The sequence below is a fragment of the Streptomyces sp. JK94 genome (assembly GCF_053613315.1).
Genome location: NZ_JBSICH010000001.1, coordinates 70,358 through 95,832 on the forward strand (window position 1 = coordinate 70,358; position 25,475 = coordinate 95,832).

The window sequence follows — 25,475 nt, forward strand, 5'->3', positions numbered from 1 at the left end:
GGGTACGCCGGTACGGAGGCCGTCAGGTCGCCCCCGTACCGGCGTACGGCTCGGGGCGGTGTCAGGGGCGGAGCAGCACCTTGCCGACCTTCGGGTCGCCGGAGCCCACCAGCTCGATGGCCTCGGCGAATCCGTCGAGCGGCAGCTCGTGCGTCACCAGGGGCCGCGGGTCGAGCAGACCGGCCGCGAAGACCCGCACCGTGTGCGCCCAGGCGTCCGGCGGCGCCCCGAAGACGGTGTGCACCTCCAGCTGGCGTACCACCAGGTCGGTGGGGTCGAGCCCGTCGGCGCCGGGTGCCGGGATGCCGGTCAGGACCAGGCGCCCGCCCCTGCGGAGCAGCGCGGCGGCCGTCCGGGCGGCGTCGGTGGACCCGGCGGTCTCGATGACGACGTCGAAGTCGTCGGCCAGGGGCTGGTCCTTGGTCCGGAAGTCGGTCGCGCCGTACTGCCGCGACAGCGCCTCCCGGTCCGCGCGCGTACCGACGACCAGCAGCTCGCCCGGCGACGCGGCGCGCAGGAACTGCACGGCGAACATGCCGAGCGTCCCGGTGCCGACGACGGCCACCCGCTCGCCGGGGCGGGCGTTCGCCTTGAGCGCGGCGGCGGCGATGCAGGCGGCGGGCTCCAGCAGGGCGGCGGCGGTGAGGTCGGCGTCGTCCGGCAGGACGTGCAGGAGCCGGGCCGGCAGGGTCAGCGTGGGCGCCATCGCCCCCGGCCGGGTGAAGCCCGTCTCCTCGTACCCCGCCGTGCACAGCGTCGTCTCGCCCGCGTGGCAGCGGTCGCAGACCTGGCAGTTGCGGAACCCCTCGCCGACGACCCCGCACCCGGCCAGGGCGGCGGGCACCCCGGCGCCCACCCGCTCCACGGTCCCGGACCACTCGTGTCCGGGCGTGAGCGGGTAACGCACGTACCCCTCGGGCCGGTTGCCCTGGTAGACCTCGCGGTCGCTGCCGCAGATCCCGGCCGCGTGCACCCGGACCAGCGCCTCGCCGGGACCGGGCTCGCGCGGCTCGTGCGGCACGAGCCGGTGCTCGCCCGGCGCGTCGATGACGACCGCGCTGCTCATGCCCCGGTCCCCTTGGGCTTGCGCTGCTCCCATCCCTCGGCCCACAGGTCGAACCGGGCCTGCTGCTGCGGGAACTCGGCCGCCGCGTCGGTGTCCAGCTCGACGCCGAGACCGGGGGCGTCGGACAGGTGGAAGCACCCGTCCTCCGGGTCCACCACCGGCGCGCCCTTCACCACCTTCTTGATCTCCGCGTCGGCGAAGTCGTTGAAGTGCTCCAGGATCTTGAAGTTCGGCGCGGTGAAACCGACCTGGAGGCTGGCGGCGGTCAGCACCGGCCCGCCCACGTTGTGCGGGGCCACCAGCGTGTAGTGGGTCTCGGCGGTGGCGGCGAGCTTGCGGGTCTCCCAGATGCCGCCGATGTGGCCGACGTCGGGCTGGATGATGTCCACGGACTGGTCCTCGAACAGCTCGCGGAACTCGATCCGGTCGTGGATGCGCTCACCGGTGGCGACCGGGATGTCGACCTTGTCGGCGACCTTCCGCAGCGCCTTGAGGTTCTCCGGCGGGACCGGCTCCTCCAGCCAGGCCGGCTTGAAGGGCGCGAGTTCGTGCGCGAGCCGCACGGCGGTGGAGGGCGAGAACCGGCCGTGCATCTCCAGCATCAGCTCCGCGTCCGGCCCGATGGCGTCCCGCACGGCCTCGATCAGCGAGACGGCGTACAGGGTCTGCTCGTGGTCGAGTTCGAAGTGTCCGGTGCCGAACGGGTCGATCTTCAGCGCCTGGTAGCCGCGCTCCATGACCCCCTGCGCGGCCTTGTGGTACGCCTCCGGGGTCCGCTCCGTCGTGTACCACCCGTTGGCGTACGCCTTCACCTTGTCGGTGACCTTGCCGCCGAGGAGCTGCCAGACCGGGACGCCGAGCGCCTTGCCCTTGATGTCCCAGCACGCCGTCTCCACGACGGCGATGCCGGACATGACGATCTCGCCGGCGCGGCCGTAGTCGCCGTACTTCATGCGGCGGACCAGGTCCTCGACAGCGAACGGGTCGGATCCGAGAATGTGGTTGGCCTCGGCCTCCTTCAGGTAGCCGAGGAGGGCGTCGGTGTGCCCCAGCATCCGGGTCTCGCCGACTCCGGTGATTCCCTCGTCGGTGTGCACCTGGACGTAGGTCAGGTTGCGCCACGGCGTCCCGACCACGTGTGTGCTGATTCCGGTGATGCGCACGGCGGTTGCCCTTCGCTGTGTTCGATATTTCGTCACTCGTTCGAAATGCTGGCGTGACAGTAAGGAGGTGGCGGCGGGGGTGTCAATGGGTCGGACGTATAACGGTTTCGGCAGTGTCGAAAACCGGCGCGGGGCGGTTCCGGCCGCTTTCCCACACAACCTCCACAGCCGCCTCTGGGAACACGGCAGTTGCGGAACTTAACCTTCCCGCGTCATGGACTACTGCCACCCGTGCCGACGGCACCTCAACGGCGCCCTCGCCTGCCCGGGCTGCGGCACCCCCGCCCACGAACCGTGTCCGGCCGAGGCCCCCGTGCCCGAGCGCGCAGGGCCCGCGCCGCGAACCGCCGACGAGGCCGACGAGGCGGGCGAGGTGGACGCGGCCGGTGAGTCCGGCGGCCACACCCGCGGCGGCGGGGCCGGCCGCCGCGACCGCAAGGCCGCCGCGCACCGCCGGCGCCGCCGCCGGACCCTGTTCGTCGCCGCGGGCTTCGTCCTGGCGGCCGGCGGACTGAGCCTGGCGGAACTCGGCCTGGACGCCCAGGGCTCCGCGGCGAAGCCGGCGGCGGCCGGGGGCGGGACGACGGACGGCGGGGTGACGCGGGAGGCGGGGGAGACGTCGGCCGTACCGGTCGACGGGACGTCGAGGACGACCGCACCCTCGGACACCCCGTCCGCCGAGACCTCGGCCTCTTCCTCCTCCTCGGCCTCCGCCTCGCCGTCGTCCTCGTCCTCCGCGTCGTCCTCGTCCTCCGCGTCGACCTCGTCCTCGGCGTCGGAGTCGGCGTCCACCGGGGCGGAGAGCCCGCAGGCGCCGGACGGAACCGGCGGCCCGTCCGCGCCCTCGGCGTCGGAGCCGGCCGGGGACCCGTCTCCGGACCCCCCGTCGACGCCCCCGGACGACCCGCCTCCGGCCACGGCGCCCACCCCGTCGGCATCACCGGACCCCACCCCGACCCAGACGTGCGACCGCTTCCTGTGGTGGTGCACGTAGGCGTTCCGCGTCCACTTGCGGCCGTTTCCCCGAGGCGAGATCACTGCTCCGCCGGGCGCTGTCCCCCCACACCCGCGAGGAGGCGTTGGAGACTGTGGCGAGGGGGTGCCCCGAGGTGCTGGACGAGGCCCTGTCGTGCGGACGGCACTATGACCGCGGAAGTGCACGTAGGCCGGTCCGCGCGTCGGCAGGCGGCGTCCCCGGCGCACTCGCTCGGCGACACGGTTGTGAAGACCACCCGGACGCTCTTGCCGACGACGTCCTGCGTGACCCCCATGTCGTCACCAACCTCCCGGGCCAGGCGCAGACCGCGTCCGGAGCACGCCTCCACGTCGGCCTGAGGCGCGTCGATGCTCAGATGTCGGTCACCGCTGTCCCGCACGGCGAGGCGGATCACCGAGCCGTCGAGCGCGAGACTCACGCGGTACTCCCGGCCGGGCGGCGCTCCGTGCAGGAGCGCGTTGGTGGCCAACTCCGAGACGCAGAGCGTTACGTCGTCCGGTCGATCGGTGTGACCCCATTCCGTCAGGACTTGACGGACGAAAGCTGACCGGGTCTCCGCGCGGATTCCGACCCAGGAGCAGTACCGGGCCCTCCGCCTCACCAGTAGTACGCCGGTCCTGCGCACCCTCCGGGTCGTCCACGGTGACGGAGGCATTCCGGTCGAGGTGACGGTCATGGTGAAGGCAGGGCACCTCTACGAGCTGCAGTACGAGTTCGACATGCGGTGAGGGTTCGACATGCGGTGAGGGTCAGCCCTCCGCCGAGTCCGCCCCGAGCATCCTCCGCAGCGCGTCCCGCAGGGCGACCCGTTCCTGCTCCGACAGTCCCGCCAGCGGTTCCCGCGCGAACCGCAGTGACTCCCGCAGACCCCGCGCCACCCGCCGGCCCTCCTCCGTCGCCGCCGCGACCTTCACGCGCCGGTCGGCGGGGTCGGGCCGCCGTTCGACCAGGCCCCGCGCCTCCAGCCGGTCCACGATGCCCGTGACGTTCGACGGCTCGCACTTCAGCTTCTGCGCCAGCTTCCGCATCGGCAGCGGCTCCAGCGACAGCAGGCTCAGCAGCTTGGCCTGCGCCCCGGTCAGGGAGCGTTCCGCTGCCGCCTCCTCGTAGTCGGCGTGGAACCGGGCGACGACCTCGCCGATCAGTTCGACGACCTCAAGGGTGAGCGCGTCGGGTCGGCGGGTGGTGTCGCGTGGTGTGGCCATGGAAACCAGGGTACCCATTTGTTTGACAAGCTGAAATGTTCAGTCGCATGGTTGTTTCAGAGGCTGAAACATCGAAGGCATCATCGAAGACATCGACGTATCCGCACACGCGCCGGAAAGGCTCCTCATGACCGACTCCCCCGCTCTCCCCACCGTCAACCGTGCATGGCACCTGGACAGCCGCCCGGTCGGCTGGCCCAAGCCCGAGGACTTCTCCCTCGTCGAGGCCGACCTCCCCACCCCCGGCGAGGGCCAGGTGCTGGTGCGCAACCTCTTCGTCTCCGTCGACCCCTACATGCGCGGCCGCATGAGCTCCGCCAAGTCCTACGTCGCCCCCTACGAGCTGGGCGAGCCCATGCAGGGCGGCGCGGTCGGCGAGGTCGTCGCCTCCCGCGCCGAGGGCGTCGCCGTCGGCGACCACGTCCTGCACTTCCTCGGCTGGCGGGAGTACGCGGCCGTGGACGCGAAGAGCGCCGTCAAGGTGGACCCGGAGGCGGCGCCGCTGTCGGCGTACCTCGGCGTCCTCGGCATGACGGGCCTCACCGCCTACGCCGGCCTGCTGCGCACCGCCGCCTTCAAGGAGGGCGACTCCGTCTTCGTCTCGGGCGCCGCGGGTGCCGTCGGCAGCCAGGTCGGCCAGATCGCGAAGCTGAAGGGCGCCTCCCGGGTCATCGGCTCGGCCGGCTCGGACGAGAAGGTCAAGCTGCTCGTCGACGAGTACGGCTTCGACGCCGCCTTCAACTACAAGGAGGGCCCGGTGAGCGAGCAGCTGCGCGCCGCCGCCCCGGACGGCGTCGACGTCTACTTCGACAACGTGGGCGGCGACCACCTGGAAGCCGCCATCGGCTCGCTGAACCGGGACGGCCGCATCGCGATCTGCGGCGCGATCTCCGTCTACAACAACACCGAGCCCGCCCCCGGCCCGAAGAACCTGGCCCGCCTGATCCAGACCCGCGGCCGGATCGAGGGCTTCCTGGTCGGCGACCACTACGACCTCCAGCCGCAGTTCGTCCAGGAGGTCGGCCCCTGGGTCCGCTCCGGTGAGCTGAAGTACCGCGAGACGGTCGTCGAGGGCATCGAGAACAACCTGGAGGCCTTCCTCGGTGTCCTGCGCGGCGACAACACCGGCAAGATGATCGTCAAGCTCTGACCCCCGCGTACGGGAGAGCGGCCTTCACTGTGCTTCCGGCATGCGGTAGCGTCTTTCCGAAATCCGTCGTGATCGTGGGCGCGAGTCACGGCGGACCGAGGAGGAAGACAACCGCAATGCCGATTCAGCAGTCCGAGGTCCTCTACACCGCCGTGGCCACCGCCGAGAACGGCCGCGACGGCCGGGTCGCCACCGACGACGGCAAGCTCGACGTGGTCGTGAACCCGCCCGAGGAGATGGGCGGCAGCGGCGCCGGCACCAACCCGGAGCAGCTCTTCGCCGCCGGCTACAGCGCCTGCTTCCAGGGCGCGCTCGCCGTCGTCGCCCGCCAGGAGGGCGCCGACGTCACCGGTTCGACCGTCACCGCGAAGGTCGGGATCGGCAGGAACGACGACGGGTTCGGCCTCGTCGTCGAGATCTCCGCCGCGATCCCGGCCGTGGACGCCGCCACCGCGCGGTCGCTGGTGGAGAAGGCCCACCAGGTCTGCCCCTACTCGAAGGCGGCCCGCGGCGACATCACCGTGACGCTCGCCTGACCGGCACCGTCACGCACCACGGGCCGGAGGCCGCATCCCGCGTCCAGGGGTGCGGCCTCCGGCCCGCCGGGACGCTCAGCTGCCGAGGGCGGACGCGTGCACCGCCGCCACCAGCCGCTGGTTCTCCGGGGCCGCCCCGCCCGGGTAGGCGCAACGGCGCCTGGTGTAGCCGTACGCCAGACCGCTGAACGGGTCCGCGAAGGCCTGGCAGCCGCCCGCGCCGCTGTGCCCGAGAGCCCCGGCGCCCAGGAACGGGTGCCAGGTGTCCGCCGTCGCCTGGAAGCCGAGACCGTACGACCGGTGCGTCCGGACGACCAGGTCGTAGCCCACCGAGTGGAACTGCCCGAACTCCGCCACCGTGTCCGGCTTCAGCAGGGGCGCCCTGCCCTCCCGTTCCCCGATCGCCGCCGCGTACAGCCCGGCCAGCCCGCGCGCCGAGGCCACGCCGCCCACCGAGGCGGGACCCCGGGAGCGCACGGCCGGCTCGTTGGGCAGCGTCGCCAGGTCGGTGGGCCGGGCCGCGTTGCGGTTGAAGGCGATCGCGGCGAGCGAGTGCGGGCCGTCCGGGGGCGAGACCGGGGCCACCCGCTGCACCGGGGTGCGGACCATCGGGCGCACGGGGCGGAAGCGGTGGTCGAGCGGGGCGGGCAGGCCCAGGTGCACGTCGAGGCGGTGCGGGGAACGGACCCGCTCCTCGTAGACCTCCTGGAGGGTGCGGCCGGTGGCCCGGCGCACCACCTCGCCCGCGAGGGCGCCGAGGACGAGTGCGTGGTACCCGAAGGCCGTGCCCGGACGCCAGTACGGCCGCTGGTCGGCGAGGCGCTCGGCGACCACCCGGTCGTCGGCCAGTTCGGCGGTGGTGAACCCGGTGTCCGTGCCGATCACGCCCGCACGGTGCGCGAGCAGCTCGCGCAGGGTCAGCCCGCCCTTGCCCTCGGCCGCGAACTCCGGCCAGTAGTAGGTCACCCTGCGGTCCAGCTCCAGGGTGCCCTCCTGGACCAGCAGCGCCACCACCAGCAGGGCCGCGCCCTTGGTCGCGGAGTGCACCCCGTACAGCGAGCAGGCGTCGGCGCCGTCGCCGGTCCACAGATCGACGACCCTGCGGCCGTGCACGTAGGCGCACAGCTGGGACTCGTGGTCCGGCGGTTCCGCGGCCACGACCGCCGCGAACTCCTCACGCACCGCCTCGAAACCGTCGGCGACGGTGCCGTGGATCTCCTGCGTCATCCGCTTCTCCTCACCCGATCGCCGGAACCTTCCGGGCCGTTCGCCGATCGGTACGGCGGGATGCGCGGGTTCGACTCAATCGCCGCGAGGACGTGCCGGCGGCGACCGGTAGGGTTTCGCCCATGCGCGATCTTGGGGCGGGATTCGGTCATCTGCTGAAGGGCCAGCGCTGGGTGGCCCGGCACGGCAGGAGCTACGGCTTCGGGCTCCTGCCGGGTCTGATCACGCTGGTCCTGTACGCGGCGGCGCTGGTCGGGCTGGCGCTGTGGGGCAGCGACTTCGTCGCCTGGGCGACGCCCTTCGCCGACGACTGGTCGAGCCCCTGGGCCGGCCTCTTCCGCGGCTTCCTCACCGCCGTCCTGTTCGCGCTCGCGCTGCTGCTGGCCGTCCTCACCTTCACCGCCGTCACGCTGCTGGTCGGCCAGCCCTTCTACGAGAGCCTCTCCGAACGGGTCGACCGCGACGTGTCCCCGGACGGCACCGCTCCCGAGTCCGGTCTGCCGCTCCTGCGCGAGCTGTGGATCTCGGGCCGCGACAGCCTCCGCATCCTCGCCCGCGCCGCCGTCTGGGGCGTGCTGCTCTTCGCCCTCGGCTTCCTCCCGGTCGTCGGCCAGACGGTGGTCCCGGTGGCCGGGTTCTTCGTCACCGGCTTCTTCCTCACCGAGGAGCTGGCCTCCGTCGCCCTCCAGCGCCGCGGCGTCGGACTGCGCGACCGCCTCGCCCTCCTGCGCTCCCGCAAGATGCTGGTCTGGGGCTTCGGCACCCCGCTCGGCGTGTCCTTCCTGGTGCCGTTCGTCGCGGTGTTCCTGATGCCGGGCGCGGTCGCCGGCGCCACCCTCCTCGCCCGCGAGCTGCTGGGCGAGGAGACCGGCGACGGCGACCGGTCCGACGGCGACCGGTCCGACGGCGACCGGTCCGACGGCGACCGGTCCGACGACGGTCGGTCCGACGACGGCCGCGCGGACCCGGAGGTCAGCTCCGGTCCCGCTCCGGCGCACTGACCGCCGCGGACACGATCGCCCGCACCTGCGCCACGATGTCCAGCCGGTTCCGCACGAACGCGGGGTCGGTGACCGCCCCGGTCGCCGGATCGGTGTTCCCGGCCCCGAACTGCAGCACCGGAGTGTGGACGTGCCCGCCCGGCAGCGTGCCGTGCAGTCCGAGCCGGTCCCGCAGCAGGGTCGCCCGGTAGGCGATCTCGTTGGACAGGTAGTCGCCACCGCCCCCGGCGCGGGCCGTCGAACCGGGCGTGGGCCCCAGCGGCCGGACGACCGCCTCGGTGCCCCCCGCCGGTATCTCGGTCACACTCGTGTTGTCGTACACGGGGAAGCGCCCGGTGTCCGCGGCCGTGATCGCCTCGTACGGCAGCGTGGTCGTCGTCCACTGCGGCTGCGAGGCCGGGTCGGCGACGGGCACCGTCTCCGTGCGGGAGACACCGGCGTTGTCCGGGAAGCCGCCCCGCCAGGCCCCGTTGGTCCGCTCCACGTCGAAGCGCCCGACCCGCCCCTGGCTCACGGTCGTGAACAGGTCCACCCCCGGCAGGTGCGGCCGCAGCGCCCGTTCCACCACCCCCTGGGCGAAGTCCTGCCAGCGCACCGGGAACACGGCCGTCTCCACGCGCGCGGGCCCGTCCGGCGTGTCGATCACCGTGCCGTCCAGGGCGAGCGCGGCGGCACCGGACGGGTTGGAGATCCGGATGTCGCGGTCCAGGGTGAAGGGGTCGAACCCGGTGAGCAGGACCCGCTTGACGCCCTCGCCGTGCTTGCCCCGGGGGAGCCGGAGGTCGTCCTGCCCGCGCGAGGCCCGCTCCAGCTCCGCCAGCAGCCCGGCCCGCTGCCCTTCCGGCAGCCTGAACGCCGGCTCCCAGGTGCGCAGTTCCCGCGTCATGCCGAGCCGTGCCCAGTACAGCGGCCGGTCGTCGTCCCGGCTCAGGTCGCCGCGGGCCGGCCCGCGCCCCTGCGCCCGGTCCACGGCCCGCCGCCACAACGCCGAGCCCTCGCGTGCGACGACCCGGCGGGCCTCGCGGTAGGAGTCCGCCGCCCCGAGCCCGCGGGCGAACGCCGGTGCCACCGCGGCGAATCCGGAGCGCCGCAGGATCTCCCGCGGCACCTCCCCGTCGAGCCGGCGCTCCTCGACGGTCGGTGCGGTGGTGGCCGGGGGAGCCGCCGTGGCGGTCACGGGGCTCGCGAGCCCCGCCGCCAGGGCCAGTCCGAGTACGCCGATCCGAACGCGTATGTGTGTCAAGGGAGTCCAGGTCCTTCCGTCGCCGTGGGGTGCGCTGCCGGACGGCGGCAGTATCGCGTGACGGAAGGGACGCGCGCTACGGCGCGGACCCGCCCGGCGGCCGGCGGGCGGAAGACGACGAAACCCACCGCTCGCCAGGGGGTGGGGCAGGATGGGGAGGCAGAGGTCCCACGGCTCTCGACGAGGAGGTCCCGCGATGGCGGACGCAGGAGCACAGGCAGGGGCACGGGACGAGGCACCCGCGGGGGCGCGGGGGACACGGGGAGCCCCGAGGACGCAGCCGTCGCAGCCGTCACCGTCGTCGCAGACCGCTCGGGACGAGGCTCGCGAGGCGGCCGTCGAGGCGGCTCTCGCCCGGCTCGACCTGGACGCGAAGGCCCGGCTGCTGTCCGGACAGGACATGTGGTCCCTGCCCGCCCTGCCGGAGATCGGCCTGGCGCCCCTGGTGATGTCCGACGGCCCGGTCGGTGTGCGCGGCGTCCGCTGGACCGCCGACGACCCGTCCGTCGCCCTGCCCTCGCCGACCGCGCTCGCCGCTTCCTGGGACCCCGCCCTCGCCCACCGGGCCGGCGTGCTGCTCGCCCAGGAGGCCCGCCGCAAGGGTGTCCACGTCCTGCTGGCCCCCACGGTCAACCTGCACCGCTCCCCGCTCGGCGGCCGGCACTTCGAGGCGTACAGCGAGGACCCCTACCTCACCGGGCGGATCGGCACCGGCTACGTGACCGGTGTCCAGTCCGGCGGCGTCGGCACCACCGTGAAGCACCTCGTCGCCAACGACGCCGAGACCGACCGCTTCACCGTGAACAACCTGGTCTCCGAACGCGCCCTGCGCGAGCTGTACCTGGCGCCCTTCGAGGCCATCGTCGTCGACGCCCGCCCCTGGGGGATCATGACCGCCTACAACGCGGTCAACGGCCCGACGATGACCGAGCACCGCCACCTGGTCGAGGAGGTCCTGCGCGGCGAGTGGGGCTTCGACGGCTTCAACGTCTCCGACTGGACGGCCGCCCGCTCCACCACCGGCGCCCTCCGCGGCGGCCTGGACGTGGCGATGCCCGGCCCGCGGACCGTGTACGGCGAGGCGCTCGCGCGGGCCGTCCGGGCCGGCGAGGTGCGGGAGGGCGAGGTCGACGCGGCGGTGCGCAACGTGCTGCGGCTCGCCGCCCGCGTCGGCGTCCTGGAGGGCGCCGAGCCCGCCGTCACCGACCTGCCCGCGACCGTCGACGGCCGGGCACTCGCGCGCGAGACCGCCCGCCGCTCCTTCGTCCTCGTCCGCAACGAACCGCTCGGCGACCAGGGCCGCGCACTGCCCCTGAGGCCCGGCACGGTCGCCCTGATCGGCGCCGCCGCCCGCGACGCCCGGATCCTCGGCGGCGGCTCCGCCACCGTCTTCCCCGCGCACGTCGTCTCCCCGCTCGACGGCCTCACCGCCGCCCTCCCCGAGGGCAGCCTCAGCTACACCGTCGGCGCCGACCCGAACACCGAACTCGCCGCCGCCGGCCGGGGGTTCGAGCTGCGCGCCGTCTGCCGCGACGCCGACGGCCGGGTTCTCGGCACCGCATCCGCCCCGAGCGGCCACCTCCAGTGGATGGGCTCCGACCTCCCCGAGGGCGTCACCCACGACACGCTGCGCACCGTCGAGCTGGCCGGCACCTTCACCCCGCGCGAGAGCGGCCCGCACACCTTCGGCATCAAGGGGAAGGGAGCCTTCACCCTCACCGTCGCCGGCACCACGCACTACGACGACGTCCAGCGCCCCGCCGAGGACGACCCCTTCCTGTCCTTCTTCGGCGCCCCCGAACCCCGCGCCGAGGTGGAACTCACCGCCGGCGAACCGGTCGGCGTCTCCCTGACCCACGTCGTCGACCTCGCCGAGGACGCCGGGACGAAGGTCGTCACCTTCGCCCTCGCCCACGCCGAGCCGCGGCGCGACCCGGACGAGATGATCGCCGAGGCGGTCCGGGCCGCACGCGCCGCCGACACCGCCGTCCTCGTCGTCGCCACCACCGACCGGGTCGAGTCCGAGGGCTTCGACCGCACCGACCTCAGGCTCCCCGGCCGCCAGGACGACCTGGTCCGCGCGGTCGCCGCCGCCAACCCGAACACCGTCGTGGTCGTGAACTCCGGCTCCCCGGTGGAACTGCCCTGGCGCGAGGACGTCGCCGCCGTGCTGCTGAGCTGGTTCCCCGGCCAGGAGGGCGGCGCGGCCCTCGCGGACGTCCTGACCGGCACCCACGAACCCGGCGGCCGGCTGCCCACCACCTGGGGCGCCCTGGCCGACGCCCCGGTCACCCGGGTCACCCCCACCGACGGCGCACTCGCCTACGAGGAGGACCTGTTCATCGGCTACCGCGCCTGGGACAGAGCGGGCCGCACCCCGGCCTACCCCTTCGGCCACGGCCTCGGCTACACCGACTGGACCTACGAGTCGGCCGACGTCGACGGCACCGCCGTCACGGTCCGCCTCCGCAACACCGGCGACCGCCCCGGCCGCGAGGTCGTCCAGCTCTACCTCGCCCCCACCACGCGCGACACCACCCGCCCCGCGCGCCGGCTGGCCGGTTTCGCCGGGGCCGAGGCCGCGCCCGGCGAGCGCGTCGAGGTCACCGTCGAGCTGCCGCGCCGGGCCTTCGAGTTCTGGGACGAGGCGACCGGCGCGTGGGCGTGTGTGAAGGGTTCGTACGAACTCCGGATCGGACGCTCGATCACCGACCGCCGGATCACCGCGACGATTACCGTCTGAACCGGGACGCCCCCGACGGCGTGCCCCCGCGAACAGCCCCGGCCCGGGACCTGACGGCCTGGCCGGGGCTCGTCGCGTCCGCCGCCGCGGCGCGCGGGCGCCGGCTACCGCACCGAGAAGCCGTAGACCGTCTCCGAGCGGAACACCTCGCCCGGCCGCAGCACGGTGCCCGGGAAGTCCGGCCGGTTCGGGGAGTCGGGGAAGTGCTGCGTCTCCAGCGCGATCCCGTCACCGGGGGCGAACGGCTCGTCCAGGTGGTCGGCGGTGTAGAGCTGGAGGCCGGGCTCGGTCGTCGCCACCGTGAGCACCCGCCCCGACGCCGGGTCGTACAGCTCGGCGACCTCCACGGCGGTGTCGGTCACCCCCTTGTCCAGGACGAAGTTGTGGTCGTAGCCCGAACCGACCTTGCGTGCCCGCCGGAAGTCGAAGCGCGTGTCCGTCACGTCCTCCGGCGGGCCCGTCGGGATCAGATCGGCGTCGACCGGCGTGAAACGGGAGGCGGCGAGCCGCAGCTCGTGCCCGCCCGCGTGCCCCGAGTCCGCCCCGCCCAGGTTGAAGTAGCTGTGGTTCGTGGGGTTCAGCACGGTCGGCGCGTCCGTGACCGCCTCGTACCCGATCCGCAGCGCGCCCGACTCCTCCAGCGTGTACGTCACCGACATCTCCAGCCGGCCCGGGAAGCCCTCCTCGCCGTCCGGGCTGACCCGGCTGAGCCGCACGCCGTACCCGCCGTCCCCGACCGGCTCCACGTCCCACACGTGCCGGTCGAAGCCCCGCTCGCCGCCGTGCAGCGAGTTCGGCCCGTTGTTGCGCGCCAGCGCGTACGTCCGCCCGTCCAGCGTGAAACGCCCGCCCGCGATCCGGTTGGCGTACCGTCCGACGAGCGCGCCCAGATAGGGCCCCGGATGCGTCAGGTAGCCGTCCAGGTCCCCGAACCCCAGCACCACGTCGGCGGCCGCACCGTCCCGGTCCGGGACCTCGGCCGTCTGCACGATCCCGCCGTACGACAGGACCCGTACCCGGACGCCGGCCCGCTCCAGCGTCCAGCGGTGGACGGGAGTGCCGTCGGAAAGTGTGCCGAAGAGTTCGTTCATGTGCGGAACTCTAGGACACGCGCAGGTGAGGCCGGGTTCAGGGCTTCTTCGCGGTCACGGCGCGGTAAGCGATCTCCGCCAGCCGGGCCTGTCCGTCCACGCTCGGGTGGAACCAGTCCCAGCGGCTCAGCTGGCCGGTGCCGAAACGGAACGCGTGCACCGCGCCGCCGTCGGTGCGGCACCGCCGGTCCTTGGCGCACACCTCCCGCAGGACGCCGTTGTAGGCCTCCACCCGGTCCCGCACGGTGTTGCGCCGCTGCGTCGCCGCCGCGTCCAGGGCATCCGCGTCCCCCAGCATCGACGGGCAGATGCCCAGCTTCCACACCTGCTTGCCCAGCGGGTTGGTGCGCCCCTCGGACCACAACCGCTTCAGGTCCGGGATGCTCGCCACGTACACCTGCGCCGTGGGCAGCTTCTCGCGCAGGGTGGCCATGGCCTCCTCGAACCGGTCCCGGAAGTCGGCCACCGGGGTCATCGCCGAGGTCGTCTCCCGGCAGGCGTCGTTCGCCCCGGCCATCACCGCGACCAGCTCCGGCTTCCGCGCCGCCGCCCGCGTCACCTGCCCGGCCAGGTCCGCCATCCGGGACCCGGTGACCGCGTAGTTCCAGCTCCGCTCGGCCGCCCCGGTCCTCCCCAGCAGCCGTACGGCGAGACTGTCGACCTCGGCGCTGGCGCCGGTCGCCCACGACACCTCGGGGCAGTCGGACAGGACCGTGCAGGCGTCGAAGCCGCGGGTGATGGAGTCGCCCACCGCGGCGACCGACTCCGGGCTCGTGTCCCACAGGGGGGTGGGCGCGGCCCGCTCCGACGCCGCCGCGGACGGGCCGGGGGAGTCGCCGCCCACGGCGTCGCAGCCGGTCACGCCCAGGAGGGCGGCGGTCAGGACGGCGAGTGCGGTACGCGGACGGCGACGGGCACGCCGCGTCCCCCGCTCCGTTCCCTGAGCCATGTGGCTTCCACCCCTCGCCTCGTGCCTCCAGTGTCCTCAACCCACGACACCGCCGTCAGGGTTCCCGGACGCGGCCGTGCGACGGCTCACACCCGCACAGGCGTCCTGCCGGGTGAATGCCGGAGGTTTGTCGGCGGCGGGACCGACGGTACGTCACACTCCCCGCCCCGGCGCACGGTAGCCTCGCCCTCAACGTGGCCGGCCCGGCCGCGGCCGTTCCGCCCGTTCCGAGATGTCCCGCTCAGCCCGGAGGTTCCGGTGACGACACGTGGAGTTCTGTACGTGCACTCCGCGCCGCGCGCGCTGTGCCCGCACGTCGAGTGGGCCGTCGCCGGGGTGCTCGGCACGCGCGTCAGCCTGGACTGGATCCGGCAGCCCGCCGCGCCCGGCACCTGGCGCTCGGAGTTCTCCTGGCAGGGCCAGGCCGGTACCGCCTCCAAGCTCGCCTCCGCGCTGCGCGGCTGGCAGCTGCTGCGCTTCGAGGTCACCGCCGAACCGTGCGCGAACGCCGAGGGCGAGCGCTACAGCTGCACCCCCGACCTCGGCATCTTCCACGCCGTCACCGGCATCCACGGCGACATCCTCATCCCCGAGGACCGGCTGCGCGCCGCCCTGGCCCGCGCCCGGCGCGGCGAGACCGACCTGGAGTCCGACGTCGCCGGACTCCTCGGCAAACCCTGGGACGACGAACTGGAACCCTTCCGCTACGCCGGCGAGGGCGCCCCGGTCCGCTGGCTGCACCAGGTGGTGTGACCCCGCCGCCGTCACCGCCGTACGCGGGGAAGGGCCCCCACCGGCCGGTGGGGGCCCTTCCCCGCGCGGGCGTGCGGCTCAGACCGAGCGGAAGGCCAGCACCACGTTGTGCCCGCCGAAGCCGAACGAGTCGTTGAGCGCGGCGATCCGGCCCTCGACCGGCAGCTTGCGGGCCTCACCGCGGACGATGTCCGCCGCGGCCTCGGCCTCGGGGTCGAGGTTCTCCACGTTGATGGTCGGCGGCGCCACCCGGTGGTACAGCGCCAGGACCGTCGCGACGGACTCGACGCCGCCCGCGCCGCCGAGGAGGTGACCGGTCATCGACTTGGTGCCGGAGACCGCCATGTGGTCCACGTCGTCGCCGAGGACCTTGCGCAGCGCCTTCAGCTCGGCGATGTCACCGGCCGGCGTCGAGGTGGCGTGCGCGTTGACGTGCACGATCTCGGCCGGGTTCAGGTCGGTGCGGTCCAGCAGGTTCTGCAGGGCGTGCGAGATGCCGCGGCCCTCCGGCTCCGGCTGCACGATGTCGTGGCTGTCGGCGGAGACGCCCTGGCCGACGGCCTCCGCGTAGACGCGGGCGCCGCGCGCGGCGGCGTGCTCGGCGGACTCCAGGACCAGGACGCCGGCGCCCTCGCCGAGGACGAAGCCGTCACGGCCCGTGTCGAAGGGGCGCGAGGCGCCCTGCGGGTCGTCGTTGTTCTTGGACATCGCCATCATGTTGCCGAACGCGGCGATGGGCAGCGGGTGGATCGCCGCCTCCGTGCCACCCGCGACGACGACGTCGGCGCGGCCGGTGCGGATCATCTCGATGGCGTAGCCGATGGCCTCGGCGCCCGACGCGCAGGCGGAGACCGGCGTGTGCACGCCCGCCCGGGCGCCCACGGCCAGACCCACGTTGGCCGACGGGCCGTTGGGCATCAGCATGGGGACGGTGTGCGGGGAGACGCGGCGGACGCCCTTCTCCTTGAGCACGTCGTACTGGTCGAGCAGGGTCGTCACGCCACCGATGCCGGAGGCGATGACCGCGCCGAGCCGGTCGGGGTCGATGCTGCCGCCGTCACCCGCCTCGCCGGCCTTGCCGGTGAAGCCGGCGTCCTTCCAGGCCTCCTGCGCCGCGATCAGCGCGAACTGCGCCGAGCGGTCCAGTCGGCGGGCCTGCGGCCGCGGGATGACCTCGGAGGGGTCCACGGCGACCGGCGCGGCGATGCGGACCGCCTGGTCGGCGGCCCACTCCTGTTCCAGGGGCTTGACGCCGGACCTGCCGGCGACCAGACCCTCCCAGGTAGAGGCTGCGTCGCCACCCAGCGGTGTGGTTGCGCCGATACCGGTGACGACCACGGTGCGATTGGTCGAGCTCACGGGAATTCTTTCTCCAACGGGATACGGATTCGTACGGCGCCACCGCCGGGTGGCGGGGCAGTCTGCCCGGATACTCGGGCTTCGCCCGAGTATCGGTGGATCAGGCCTGGTGGTCGAGGATGTACTTCGTCGCGTCGCCGACCGTCTTGAGGTTCTTGACGTCCTCGTCCGGGATCTTGACGTCGAAGCGCTCCTCGGCGGCGACGACGACCTCGACCATGGACAGCGAGTCGACGTCCAGGTCGTCGGTGAAGGACTTGTCCAGCTGGACGTCCTCAACCGGGATGCCCGCGATCTCGTTCACGATCTCGGCGAGACCGGCGACGATCTCTTCCTGAGTGGCGGCCATGATGGCGCTCCTTCGTAGTTTCCAGAGGGTGTGGCGGCCCGCCGCGACAGCGGCAGGTGGTGCTTTTCTCCGTCCCGGACCGGATGATCCGGCACGGAGTGCCTAGGGGAGGGTAACGACCGTCGCGGCGTAGACGAGACCCGCCCCGAAGCCGATGACGAGCGCGGTGTCGCCGCTCTTCGCCTCGCCGGTCGCCAGGAGCCGCTCCATCGCGAGCGGAATCGAGGCGGCCGAGGTGTTGCCGGTGGTGCGGATGTCACGGGCGACCATGACGTGCTCCGGCAGCTTCAGTGTCTTCACCATCGAGTCGATGATCCGCACATTGGCCTGGTGCGGGATGAAGACGTCCAGGTCGTCCGGGGTGATCCCGGCCGCGTCCAGCGCCTGCTGGGCGACCTTCGCCATCTCGAACACGGCCCAGCGGAACACCGCCTGGCCCTCCTGCGTGATCGCAGGAAACTTGATGTTGCCCTCCCTGTCGAGGGGCAGCTCGGAGACGTCGCCGACGTGGAACCTGTCCCACGGCACCGTCTGCTTGATGGTCTCGGACTTGTCGCCCTCCGAGCCCCAGACGGTCGGGCCGATCGCCGGCTCCCGGGACGGGCCGACCACGACGGCGCCGGCGCCGTCGCCGAACAGGAAGGCCGTGGCCCGGTCCTCCAGGTCGGTCAGGTCGGAGAGCCGTTCCACGCCGATGACCAGGACGTACTCCGCCGAGCCCTCGACGACCATGCCCTTGGCGAGGGTCAGACCGTAGCCGAAGCCCGCGCAGCCCGCCGAGATGTCGAAGGCGGCGGCCCTGTCCGTGCCCAGCTTGTCCGCGATCTCGGTGGCGACGGCCGGGGTCTGGCTGAAGTGCGACACGGTCGAGACGACCACGGCGCCGATCTGCCCGGCGTCGATCCCGGCGTCGGCGATGGCCTTGCCGGAGGCCTCGACCGACATCGCCGCGACGGTCTCCTCGGGCGACGCCCAGTGCCGCGTCTCGATGCCGGAGCGCGAGCGGATCCACTCGTCGGACGAGTCGATCGTCTCGAGGATCACCTCGTTCGGCACGACCCGGGTCGGGCGGTAACCGCCGACGCCGAGGATGCGCGCGTACGGGGCGCCCCTGCTGGGCTTGATCTTCGACATGCTCTCGCGCTCCTTGTCAGGCCTGCTGGCCGTGCTCGGCGACGAGCTCGCGGGCCGCGTCGAGGTCGGCGGGGGACTTCAGGGCCAGCGTCCTCACGCCCGGCAGCGCGCGCTTGGCCAGCCCGGTCAGCGTGCCGCCCGGGCACACCTCGATCAGCGCGGTGACGCCGAGTTCCCCGAACGTCTCCATGCACCGGTCCCAGCGGACCGGGTTGGCGACCTGGCCGACCAGGCGCTCCAGCACCTCGGCACCGGAGGCGACGGCCCGCCCGTCCTTGTTGGAGACGTACGTCACCCGGGGGTCGGCCGGCGTCAGCGTCTTCGCGGCCTCGGCGAGCGCGTCCACCGCGGGCGCCATGTGGCGCGTGTGGAACGCGCCGGCCACCTTCAGCGCGACGACCTTGCGCACGCCCTCGGGCTTGTCCTCGCTGAGCGCGGCCAGCTGCTCCATGGTGCCGGCCGCCACGATCTGCCCCGCGCCGTTCATGTTCGCCGGGGTCAGGCCGAGCTTCTCCAGGTGCGCGACGCTCACCTCGGGGTCGCCGCCGAGCAGCGCCGACATGCCGGTCTCGGTGACCGCGGCGGCCTCGGCCATCGCCAGGCCCCGACGGCGTACCAGGGTCAGTGCGGCCGTGTCGTCGAGGACGCCGGCGAAGGCGGCGGCGGTGATCTCGCCGACGCTGTGGCCCGCGACCGCGCCCGGCGCGATCTCGGAGATGTCACCGAGTGCCGCGGCCGAGAGGAGCCCGGCGGCGACGAGCAGCGGCTGGGCGACGGACGTGTCTCGGATCTCGTCCGCGTCGGCCTTGGTGCCGTAGTGGGCGAGATCGAGTCCGATGGCCTCGGACCAGGCGGCGACGCGGTCCGCGGCGCCGGGAAGGGCGAGCCAGTCAGTCAGGAAGCCGGGCGTCTGGGCGCCCTGGCCGGGAGCGACGAGTACGAGCACTCTCACACTCTCTCTTGAGGACGGTCACGGCCGCCCGTGGGGACAGGGACGAAGAACAGGAGGGGGTTTTGTGGACCCCCGACAAAAGCTTAGAATTGCGGATCTCCATCGGCCAGACGCCCCAGGATGAGCGCGATCCGCAGTGTGAACGCAGACCGTACATCAGAGGGTGACCATCCGGTGACGTCAGTCACACGTCGGAGCCGGTAGCGCACGGTGTTCGGGTGAACGAAGAGCATCCGGGCGGCGCCTTCGAGACTGCTCGCCTGTTCGAGATAGACGCTGAGCGTCTCGAGCAAGGCTGCACCGGCCTCCTCCAGCGGTCTGTAGATCTCCTCCACCAACTGCTCGCGGGCCGACGGGTCCGAGGCGATCGCGCGCTCCGGCAGCAGATCGTCGGCCAGCACCGGACGCGGCGCGTCCTGCCAGGCGGAGCACGCCTTGAGCCCGGCCGCGGCGGCCTGCGCGGACCGGGTCGCGGCCAGCAGGTCCGGCACCACCGGGCCGGCCACCACCGGACCCTGCGCGAACGGGCCGATCAGCGACTTCGCCACGGCCAGCGGGTTGTCGCTGCCGCCCGCGATCACCACCAGCCGCTCCCCGAGCACCCCGGTCAGCACCTGGAGCTTGGCGTACCGGGCCGCGCGCCGGATGGCCTCCACGGTCAGCTCGGAGTCGCCGTCGGGGGCGGTGCCGAGCACGACGCAGACGTGCTCGGGGGAGCTCCACCCGAGGGCGGCGGCCCGCGACACCGCCCCCTCGTCGGCCTCACCGCTCAGCACCGCGTTGACCACCAGCGACTCCAGCCGCGCGTCCCAGGCACCGCGTGCCTCGGCGGCCTGGGCGTAGACCTGGGCGGTCGCGAAGGCGATCTCCCGGGCGTACACGAGCAGCGCCTCGCGCAGCACCGACTCGTCACCGGGCGCGGCCACCTCGTCGATCGCGGACTCCATCACCTCGATGGTCGTCCGCACCATCTCCACGGTCTGCCGCAGCGTGATCGCCCGGGTCAGCTCGCGCGGCGCGGTGCCGAAGACGTCGGTGGAGATGGCCTGGGGAGCGTCCGGACGCCGGAACCACTCGGTGAACGCGGCGATGCCCGCCTGGGCCACCAGCCCGATCCAGGAGCGGTTCTCCGGCGGCATGGCCCGGTACCACGGCAGTGTCTCGTCCATCCGCGCGATGGCCTGCGCGGCGAGCGATCCGGAGGACTGCTCCAGCCGCTTGAGGGTCGCGGTGTGCGGGTGGACGGCGCGCGCCGCGGGCTCTGGCTTGCTGGTTTCGGGTTCGGGCACGGGGACAAGACTGCCTTATCGGGACCCGGGCGAGTATCGCCGGGGCGGTGCCCGACGACTCGGCCGCCGTCCGGGGTGTCGTGCGCCGGGGCTACGGTGGACGGCGTGATGGACGTACGGCGCGCCGACGAGCGCTACCAGGGCGGTGACCCGGCGGCCGGGATCGAGACGCGGCACGCCTTCTCCTTCGGCCCCCACTACGACCCCGGCCATCTCCGCTTCGGAGCGCTGATCGCCTGCAACGAGGAGCGCCTCGCCCCCGGCGCCGGGTTCGACGAGCATCCCCACAGCCACACCGAGATCGTCACGTGGGTGGTGGAGGGCGAGCTGACCCACCGCGACACCGCGGGCCACGAGACGGTCGTGCGGGCCGGTGACGTCCAGCGCCTCAGCGCGGCGGCCGGCGTCCGCCACGTCGAGCGCAACGACGGCACCACCCCGCTGACCTTCGTGCAGATGTGGCTGGCCCCGCTCACCCCCGGCGGCGACCCCGCCTACGAGATCGTCCGCGGCATCGCCGACTCCACCCCGTACGCCGTCCCGGAGGCGGGCGCCATGCTCCACGTACGCCGCCTGGCAGCGGGGGAGCGGACGGCGGTGCCGGACGGCGCGTGCGTGTACGCGCACGTGGTGCGCGGCGAGGTGACGCTGGGCGGGGAGACGCTGGGGGCGGGCGACGCGGCCCGCGTCACGGACGCCGAGGCGATGGACGCGGTGGCGGTGACGCGGGCCGAGGTGCTGCTGTGGGAGATGGCGGGGTGGTGACGCCCCGGAAGAGGCCGTCCCGGTCGGCGGAGTCGACGGGCGGAGGTTGTCCGGAACATGCCTCTCGGTATCGTCGGCAGCCGGGGGCTTCGGGCTACCGCAGGCCGTTGACGAACGCCTGCCAGGCTGGTGCGCCGACGGTGACGACCGGCCCGGCCGCGTTCTTGCTGTCCCGCACGGGGACGGAGCCGGTGGGGTGGTCATCGGCGACCTCGACGCACTCGCCGCCGTTGCTTCCGCTGTAGCTGGACTTGCGCCACTCAACATTGCTCAGCGCTGTGCGGGGCCGCATAGCGTTCCTCCATCACGCGGGTGCGTCCGGACTGGCGCTCACGGAGCTGGTCGCCGACGTCGTACGGCATGTGCCGGGCCGTCGGTGTCGCGTCTGCTTCCTGATCCGGCCCGGTGGGGTGCGTGTGGAGGTGGCCGACGGTTGCCGGGAGCTTCCGGTTCCGGGGCCCGCCGACGTACTGGGCGAGGGCGGGCGCGGCCTGGTGATCGTGACTGCGGTGAGTGATCGGTGGGGCGTCACGCCGTACGGCGACGGGCGGGGGAAGAGGGTGTGGTTCGAGTGCCTCAGCCGCGCAGCTCCGCCAGCACCGCGTCCGTGAGGACCGGCCAGGCCTCGACCGCCCACGGGCCGAACGCGCGATCCGTCAGTGCGACGCAGGCGAGCGACGCGTCCGGGTCGATCCACAGGAAGGTGCCCGACTGGCCGAAGTGGCCGAAGGTGCGGGGCGAGGAGCCCGAACCCGTCCAGTGGGGGGACTTCCCGTCGCGGATCTCGAAGCCGAGCCCCCAGTCGTTGGGGTTCTGGTGGCCGTAGCCCGGCAGCACGCCCTTCGTGCCCGGGTACTGGACCGTCATCGCCTCGGCGACGGTGCGCGGGTCCAGGAGGCGCGGCGCCTGGACCTCGGCGGCGAAGCGGAGCAGGTCGTCCACCGTGGAGACGCCGTCCTTCGCCGGGGAGCCCTCCAGGGTGGTGGACGTCATGCCCAGCGGCTCCAGCACCGCCTGCCGCGCGTACTCGGCGAACGGCATCTCCGCCGCCTTCGCGATGTGGTCGCCGAGCTGCTCGAAACCGGCGTTGGAGTACAGCCGCCGTTCCCCGGGCGGGGCGGTCACCCGGTGCTCGTCGAAGGCCAGCCCGGAGGTGTGCGCGAGCAGGTGGCGGACCGTCGACCCGGGCGGACCGGCGGGCTCGTCCAGCTCGACGGCGCCCTCCTCGTAGGCGACGAGGGCCGCGTACGCCGCGAGCGGCTTGGTGACCGAGGCGAGGGGGAAGCGGTGCCCGACGGGGCCGTGGGTTACCGGGATCGTGCCGTCGGCGCGTACGACGCCCGCCGCCGCCGTGGGGACCGGCCAGTTCTCGATCGACGCGAGGCTCTTCAAGGACATGCCCGTGAGCCTAAGCGGGTCACAGGTGCAGCCGCATGGAGGGGTCCGTGTCCCGGGTGAACCCCAGGGACGCGTACAGCGGCTCGGCCTCCGGCGAGGCGTTGAGCATGACGTGTCCGGCGTCCCGCTCGCGGAACCATTCCAGCAGCTCCGCCATGCAGGCGCGGGCGTAACCGCGACGCCGGGCGGCGGGGTCCGTCGCGACGCTGAAGACGTATCCGGTCAGCCCCCGCGGATTGCCGGCCCGCCCGATCCGGTACTCCAGCGACCCCACCACCAGTGCCGCCAGCGCGTCGGGCCGCTCCGGGTGCTCGACGACGAACGCCGCGAACTCCCCGTCCGGGTCGGCCAGCCGCGCCCGCAGCGCCGGCAGGGAGCCGGCGTGCCAGTCGGTGGAGGGGGGCGTGCGGCCCATCGCGTCGAGCATCACCTGGCGCAGGCGGAGCACCTCCGCCGCATCGGCGGCCACGGCACGGCGTACGAGGCTCATGCCCGCACGCTACTGACCCCTGCCACCCGATGTCCTGTGGATTTCCCGCCGCCCCCGCCCCGCCGCCCCGTCTCACCGGGGCCCCTTGCCTGGAGTGCACTCCAAGGTCATAGCGTGGAACCCATGACGGTGATGCAGACCACGGCCGGGACCCTCGCGCCGAACGCCACCAGAACGGACATCTGCTCCGCCCCGCCCCGGCGCCACCCGCGCCCCGACGGGCAGGACCACTACACCATCAGCGAGGTCGCCGCCTTCTCCGGGCTGACGGCCCACACCCTGCGCTGGTACGAGCGGATCGGGCTGACCTCCCACATCGACCGCTCGCACACCGGCCAGCGCCGCTACAGCAACCGCGACCTGGACTGGCTCGACTTCGTCGGCAAGCTGCGCATGACCGGCATGCCGGTCGCCGACATGGTCCGGTACGCGGAGCTGGTGCGCGCGGGTGAGGGCACCTACCCCGACCGGCGCGAACTCCTGGAGTCCACGCGCCGCGACGTGCTGACGCGCATCGCCGAGCTGCAGGACACCCTCGCCGTGCTCGACCGGAAGATCGGTTTCTACGGGGACGCCGGACGCGCCCGTGAAGAGGAGACGACCCGATGACCGACAGCAGGATTCCGGCCGTGCGGCTCGGCGACACCGGCCCCGAGGTGGGCGTGCAGGGCCTGGGCTGCATGGGCATGAGCTTCGCCTACGGTCCCGTGGACGCCGACGCCTCGCGGGCGACCCTGGAACGGGCGCTGGAGCTGGGCGTCACGCTCTACGACACGGCGGACGCGTACGGGGCGGGCGACAACGAGCGGTTCCTGTCGCCGTTCTTCCGGGCCCACCGCGACGAGGTCGTCATCGCGACCAAGTTCGCCCTGTCCATCCCGCCGGACGACCCGACGAAGCGGATCATCCGCAACGACCCGCCGTACATCCGCCGGGCGGTCGAGGCGAGCCTGCGCCGCCTGGACGTCGACGTGATCGACCTCTACTACCTGCACCGGCGCGACGTGCGCGTGCCGATGGAGGAGACCGTCGCCGTCATGGCCGACCTCGTCCGCGAGGGCAAGGTCAAGCACCTCGGACTGAGCGAGGTGACGGGGGAGGAGCTGCGGACCGCGCAGGCGGTGCATCCGATCGCCGCCGTGCAGTCGGAGTGGTCGCTGTTCAGCAGGGACATCGAGGCGGGCGTGGTGCCGGCCGCCCGCGACCTGGGCGTGGCCCTCGTGCCGTACTCGCCGCTCGGCCGGGGCTTCCTCACCGGCTCCTTCGTCCACGCGGACCGCGACCTCACGGCCGACGACTTCCGCCGCCGGCAGCCCCGCTTCACCGGCGACAACGCGGCGGCCAACGCGGCCCTCCTCGACCCGGTCCGCACGGTCGCCGAGGCCCACGGCGCGACCCTCGGCCAGGTCGCGCTGGCCTGGGTCCAGCAGCGCGCCCGGGTCCACGGCCTCCCGGTGATCCCGATCCCGGGCACCCGCAAGCCCTCCCGGGTGGAGGAGAACACGGCGGCGGCCCGGATCGTCCTGACGGACGACGAGCTGTCCGTGCTGGACCCGATCGCCCGCAAGGTGGCGGGAGACCGCTACGCGGACATGTCGTTCACGTCCGCCGGACGGGAGTAGGGGAGCGCCCCGGAGGGGGCGCGGGGAACCGGAGGGGCGACCCACCACGACCGGGTGCCGGAAGGGTCCGGCACCCGGCAGAGGCTAGAGCTGCGCCAGCAGCTCCGCCTTCTTCGAGGAGAACTCCTCGTCCGTCACCAGCCCCGCCTGGTGCAGCTCCCCCAGATGCCGTATCCGCTCCGCGATGTCCGCCGGATCCCGCCGCGGCGCCGGCACCGGAACCGGCACCGGGGCGCCCGCGCCCCGTTCCCGCACCGCCGCGAGCACCGCGGCGGCGAACGGCAGCGACTCGTGCACCGGTCCGTACCCGAGCCCGAACACGACCGACGCGGGGTCCTGGTCGGCCTGCGGGGCGACCGGTGCGGCGTCCCGCGGCAGCAGCCGCAGGTACCCCTCGAACGCCTCGGGGGACCGCCACTCCACCCCGCCCAGGTCGGCGACCGGGAAGCTCTGGTCGCCGGCCTTCCACTTCGCCGAGGAAGCGCCCGTCCAGGACCACCGGAAGGACACCGACGTGCCGTCGAAGGACGCCTTCCCGTCGTACGCCTTGAACTGCAGCGGTGCCTCGGGCGCGGCGACCAGGTGGCGCTCGGTCCTGCCGGACCCGGTCAGCAGTCCGCGCAGCTCGTCGGCGTAGTACTCCGCGAGCGCCTCCCGCTCGGCCGGCAGGACCAGCCGGTAGGGGTCGCCGCCCTCCTTCAGCTGTCCGGCCGCCGCCTCCATCACAGGATCGGCGCCCGGGCGCGGCTCGACGCGCAGTACGACGGTGCCCCGCCTGCCGGGTGTGAGCGTCACCCCGGCGATCGCCTCCAGCGGGACACGGCGTTCCCCCAGGGCCTGGAACAGCTTGGGTGTTCGAATCCCCCGTTCGTAGCGGATGAGCACGGAGTCGGAGTCGAACTCCCAGGCGGCATGAAATCCGGCCAGTACGTCACCCATGCGGCTCATCGTATGCGGCACGAGCCCTTCCGTCCCCTCCCTGTGCAAACCGGA

Annotated in this window: 26 protein-coding genes and 1 pseudogene; 10 read left to right on the forward strand and 17 right to left on the reverse strand. The window is 73.3% G+C overall.

Annotation, left to right across the window (positions count from 1 at the left end; translation table 11 throughout):
• Positions 1 to 61: 61 nt before the first annotated feature.
• Positions 62 to 1,066: a zinc-dependent alcohol dehydrogenase gene (locus ACVV2G_RS00310; protein ID WP_453840494.1), complete on the reverse strand. Its 1,005-nt coding sequence runs from the start codon at positions 1,064 to 1,066 to the stop codon at positions 62 to 64.
• Complete coding sequence (locus ACVV2G_RS00315) at positions 1,063 to 2,229, reverse strand: mandelate racemase/muconate lactonizing enzyme family protein (RefSeq protein ID WP_453840495.1); 1,167 nt, start codon at positions 2,227 to 2,229, stop codon at positions 1,063 to 1,065. Before ACVV2G_RS00315 ends, ACVV2G_RS00310 begins: the two co-directional genes overlap by 4 nt.
• Positions 2,230 to 2,443: 214 nt before the next feature.
• Between ACVV2G_RS00315 and ACVV2G_RS00320 the strand changes: the two genes are divergently transcribed.
• A complete protein-coding gene (locus tag ACVV2G_RS00320; RefSeq protein WP_453840496.1) occupies positions 2,444 to 3,223 on the forward strand; it encodes an SCO2400 family protein in 780 nt (259 codons plus the stop codon).
• A gap of 40 nt (positions 3,224 to 3,263) precedes the next feature.
• Here the strand turns inward: ACVV2G_RS00320 and ACVV2G_RS00325 are convergent, their stop codons facing one another.
• Entirely contained in the window at positions 3,264 to 3,851 is a 588-nt protein-coding gene (locus ACVV2G_RS00325) for an ATP-binding protein (protein WP_453840497.1), read from the reverse strand.
• Here ACVV2G_RS00325 and ACVV2G_RS00330 point away from each other — a divergent pair.
• Positions 3,760 to 3,954, forward strand: a pseudogene (locus tag ACVV2G_RS00330) (UTRA domain-containing protein); the annotation flags it as partial. The gene ACVV2G_RS00325 and the pseudogene ACVV2G_RS00330 overlap by 92 nt on opposite strands.
• Before the next feature lie 21 nt (positions 3,955 to 3,975).
• Here ACVV2G_RS00330 and ACVV2G_RS00335 read toward each other — a convergent pair.
• Positions 3,976 to 4,431 carry a MarR family winged helix-turn-helix transcriptional regulator gene (locus ACVV2G_RS00335; protein WP_453840498.1) on the reverse strand — a complete coding sequence of 152 codons (456 nt, stop codon included), beginning with the start codon at positions 4,429 to 4,431 and terminating at the stop codon, positions 3,976 to 3,978.
• Positions 4,432 to 4,558: 127 nt separating this feature from the next.
• Between ACVV2G_RS00335 and ACVV2G_RS00340 the strand changes: the two genes are divergently transcribed.
• Together ACVV2G_RS00340 and ACVV2G_RS00345 are read left to right on the forward strand one after the other, a co-directional pair.
• The gene (locus ACVV2G_RS00340; RefSeq protein ID WP_453840499.1) at positions 4,559 to 5,581 is read left to right on the forward strand and encodes an NADP-dependent oxidoreductase; all 1,023 of its coding nucleotides are present in this window, start codon (positions 4,559 to 4,561) and stop codon (positions 5,579 to 5,581) included.
• A 116-nt stretch (positions 5,582 to 5,697) separates the two neighbouring features.
• Positions 5,698 to 6,117, forward strand: a complete 420-nt coding sequence (locus ACVV2G_RS00345; RefSeq protein WP_453840500.1) for an organic hydroperoxide resistance protein — start codon at positions 5,698 to 5,700, stop codon at positions 6,115 to 6,117.
• A 75-nt stretch (positions 6,118 to 6,192) separates the two neighbouring features.
• Here ACVV2G_RS00345 and ACVV2G_RS00350 read toward each other — a convergent pair whose 3' ends face one another.
• Positions 6,193 to 7,344: a serine hydrolase domain-containing protein gene (locus ACVV2G_RS00350; RefSeq protein ID WP_453840501.1), complete on the reverse strand. Its 1,152-nt coding sequence runs from the start codon at positions 7,342 to 7,344 to the stop codon at positions 6,193 to 6,195.
• 122 nt (positions 7,345 to 7,466) lie between these two features.
• On the opposite strand from ACVV2G_RS00350, the gene ACVV2G_RS00355 reads away from it, so the two are divergent.
• Complete coding sequence (locus ACVV2G_RS00355) at positions 7,467 to 8,345, forward strand: EI24 domain-containing protein (RefSeq protein ID WP_453840502.1); 879 nt, start codon at positions 7,467 to 7,469, stop codon at positions 8,343 to 8,345.
• Here the strand turns inward: ACVV2G_RS00355 and ACVV2G_RS00360 are convergent.
• A complete protein-coding gene (locus ACVV2G_RS00360; RefSeq protein ID WP_453840503.1) occupies positions 8,317 to 9,588 on the reverse strand; it encodes a pyroglutamyl-peptidase I in 1,272 nt (423 codons plus the stop codon). The two genes, ACVV2G_RS00355 and ACVV2G_RS00360, sit on opposite strands and share 29 nt — an antisense overlap.
• Before the next feature lie 196 nt (positions 9,589 to 9,784).
• Here ACVV2G_RS00360 and ACVV2G_RS00365 point away from each other — a divergent pair, with 196 nt between their 5' ends.
• Positions 9,785 to 12,331, forward strand: coding sequence for a beta-glucosidase (locus ACVV2G_RS00365; protein WP_453840504.1), 2,547 nt, complete (start codon positions 9,785 to 9,787; stop codon positions 12,329 to 12,331).
• A 104-nt stretch (positions 12,332 to 12,435) separates the two neighbouring features.
• Here ACVV2G_RS00365 and ACVV2G_RS00370 read toward each other — a convergent pair whose 3' ends face one another.
• Positions 12,436 to 13,422, reverse strand: coding sequence for an aldose epimerase family protein (locus ACVV2G_RS00370; RefSeq protein WP_453840505.1), 987 nt, complete (start codon positions 13,420 to 13,422; stop codon positions 12,436 to 12,438).
• Between the two features lie 37 nt (positions 13,423 to 13,459).
• Positions 13,460 to 14,371 carry an SGNH/GDSL hydrolase family protein gene (locus ACVV2G_RS00375; RefSeq protein WP_453840506.1) on the reverse strand — a complete coding sequence of 304 codons (912 nt, stop codon included), beginning with the start codon at positions 14,369 to 14,371 and terminating at the stop codon, positions 13,460 to 13,462.
• A 258-nt stretch (positions 14,372 to 14,629) separates the two neighbouring features.
• Here ACVV2G_RS00375 and ACVV2G_RS00380 point away from each other — a divergent pair, with 258 nt between their 5' ends.
• Positions 14,630 to 15,124, forward strand: coding sequence for a DUF3145 domain-containing protein (locus ACVV2G_RS00380; RefSeq protein WP_453840507.1), 495 nt, complete (start codon positions 14,630 to 14,632; stop codon positions 15,122 to 15,124).
• Between the two features lie 78 nt (positions 15,125 to 15,202).
• Here the strand turns inward: ACVV2G_RS00380 and ACVV2G_RS00385 are convergent, their stop codons facing one another.
• The 5 genes from ACVV2G_RS00385 to fasR form a co-directional block, all read right to left on the reverse strand.
• Entirely contained in the window at positions 15,203 to 16,483 is a 1,281-nt protein-coding gene (locus tag ACVV2G_RS00385) for a beta-ketoacyl-[acyl-carrier-protein] synthase family protein (RefSeq protein ID WP_453840508.1), read from the reverse strand.
• 100 nt (positions 16,484 to 16,583) lie between these two features.
• Complete coding sequence (locus ACVV2G_RS00390) at positions 16,584 to 16,832, reverse strand: acyl carrier protein (protein ID WP_052842858.1); 249 nt, start codon at positions 16,830 to 16,832, stop codon at positions 16,584 to 16,586.
• 102 nt (positions 16,833 to 16,934) lie between these two features.
• The gene (locus ACVV2G_RS00395) at positions 16,935 to 17,966 is read right to left on the reverse strand and encodes a ketoacyl-ACP synthase III (RefSeq protein ID WP_453840509.1); all 1,032 of its coding nucleotides are present in this window, start codon (positions 17,964 to 17,966) and stop codon (positions 16,935 to 16,937) included.
• 16 nt (positions 17,967 to 17,982) lie between these two features.
• Positions 17,983 to 18,912 carry an ACP S-malonyltransferase gene (locus ACVV2G_RS00400; RefSeq protein ID WP_453840510.1) on the reverse strand — a complete coding sequence of 310 codons (930 nt, stop codon included), beginning with the start codon at positions 18,910 to 18,912 and terminating at the stop codon, positions 17,983 to 17,985.
• A gap of 89 nt (positions 18,913 to 19,001) precedes the next feature.
• Positions 19,002 to 20,207: a fatty acid biosynthesis transcriptional regulator FasR gene (gene fasR, locus ACVV2G_RS00405; RefSeq protein ID WP_453840511.1), complete on the reverse strand. Its 1,206-nt coding sequence runs from the start codon at positions 20,205 to 20,207 to the stop codon at positions 19,002 to 19,004.
• Between the two features lie 108 nt (positions 20,208 to 20,315).
• Here fasR and ACVV2G_RS00410 point away from each other — a divergent pair, with 108 nt between their 5' ends.
• Positions 20,316 to 20,972: a pirin family protein gene (locus ACVV2G_RS00410; protein ID WP_453840969.1), complete on the forward strand. Its 657-nt coding sequence runs from the start codon at positions 20,316 to 20,318 to the stop codon at positions 20,970 to 20,972.
• A 94-nt stretch (positions 20,973 to 21,066) separates the two neighbouring features.
• On the opposite strand, the gene ACVV2G_RS00415 is transcribed toward ACVV2G_RS00410, so the two are convergent.
• The 3 genes from ACVV2G_RS00415 to ACVV2G_RS00425 form a co-directional block, all read right to left on the reverse strand.
• Positions 21,067 to 21,264, reverse strand: a complete 198-nt coding sequence (locus ACVV2G_RS00415; protein WP_453840512.1) for a DUF397 domain-containing protein — start codon at positions 21,262 to 21,264, stop codon at positions 21,067 to 21,069.
• Positions 21,265 to 21,548: 284 nt separating this feature from the next.
• Complete coding sequence (locus ACVV2G_RS00420; protein WP_453840513.1) at positions 21,549 to 22,370, reverse strand: serine hydrolase domain-containing protein; 822 nt, start codon at positions 22,368 to 22,370, stop codon at positions 21,549 to 21,551.
• A gap of 19 nt (positions 22,371 to 22,389) precedes the next feature.
• Positions 22,390 to 22,860, reverse strand: a complete 471-nt coding sequence (locus ACVV2G_RS00425) for a GNAT family N-acetyltransferase (RefSeq protein ID WP_453840514.1) — start codon at positions 22,858 to 22,860, stop codon at positions 22,390 to 22,392.
• 123 nt (positions 22,861 to 22,983) lie between these two features.
• On the opposite strand from ACVV2G_RS00425, the gene ACVV2G_RS00430 reads away from it, so the two are divergent.
• Together ACVV2G_RS00430 and ACVV2G_RS00435 are read left to right on the forward strand one after the other, a co-directional pair.
• Complete coding sequence (locus ACVV2G_RS00430; RefSeq protein ID WP_453840515.1) at positions 22,984 to 23,469, forward strand: MerR family transcriptional regulator; 486 nt, start codon at positions 22,984 to 22,986, stop codon at positions 23,467 to 23,469.
• On the forward strand, positions 23,466 to 24,482 hold the full coding sequence (locus tag ACVV2G_RS00435; protein ID WP_453840516.1) for an aldo/keto reductase: 1,017 nt from the start codon (positions 23,466 to 23,468) through the stop codon (positions 24,480 to 24,482). Before ACVV2G_RS00430 ends, ACVV2G_RS00435 begins: the two co-directional genes overlap by 4 nt.
• 84 nt (positions 24,483 to 24,566) lie before the next feature.
• On the opposite strand, the gene ACVV2G_RS00440 is transcribed toward ACVV2G_RS00435, so the two are convergent.
• Positions 24,567 to 25,421, reverse strand: coding sequence for a DUF4429 domain-containing protein (locus ACVV2G_RS00440; RefSeq protein WP_453840517.1), 855 nt, complete (start codon positions 25,419 to 25,421; stop codon positions 24,567 to 24,569).
• Positions 25,422 to 25,475 lie beyond the last annotated feature (54 nt).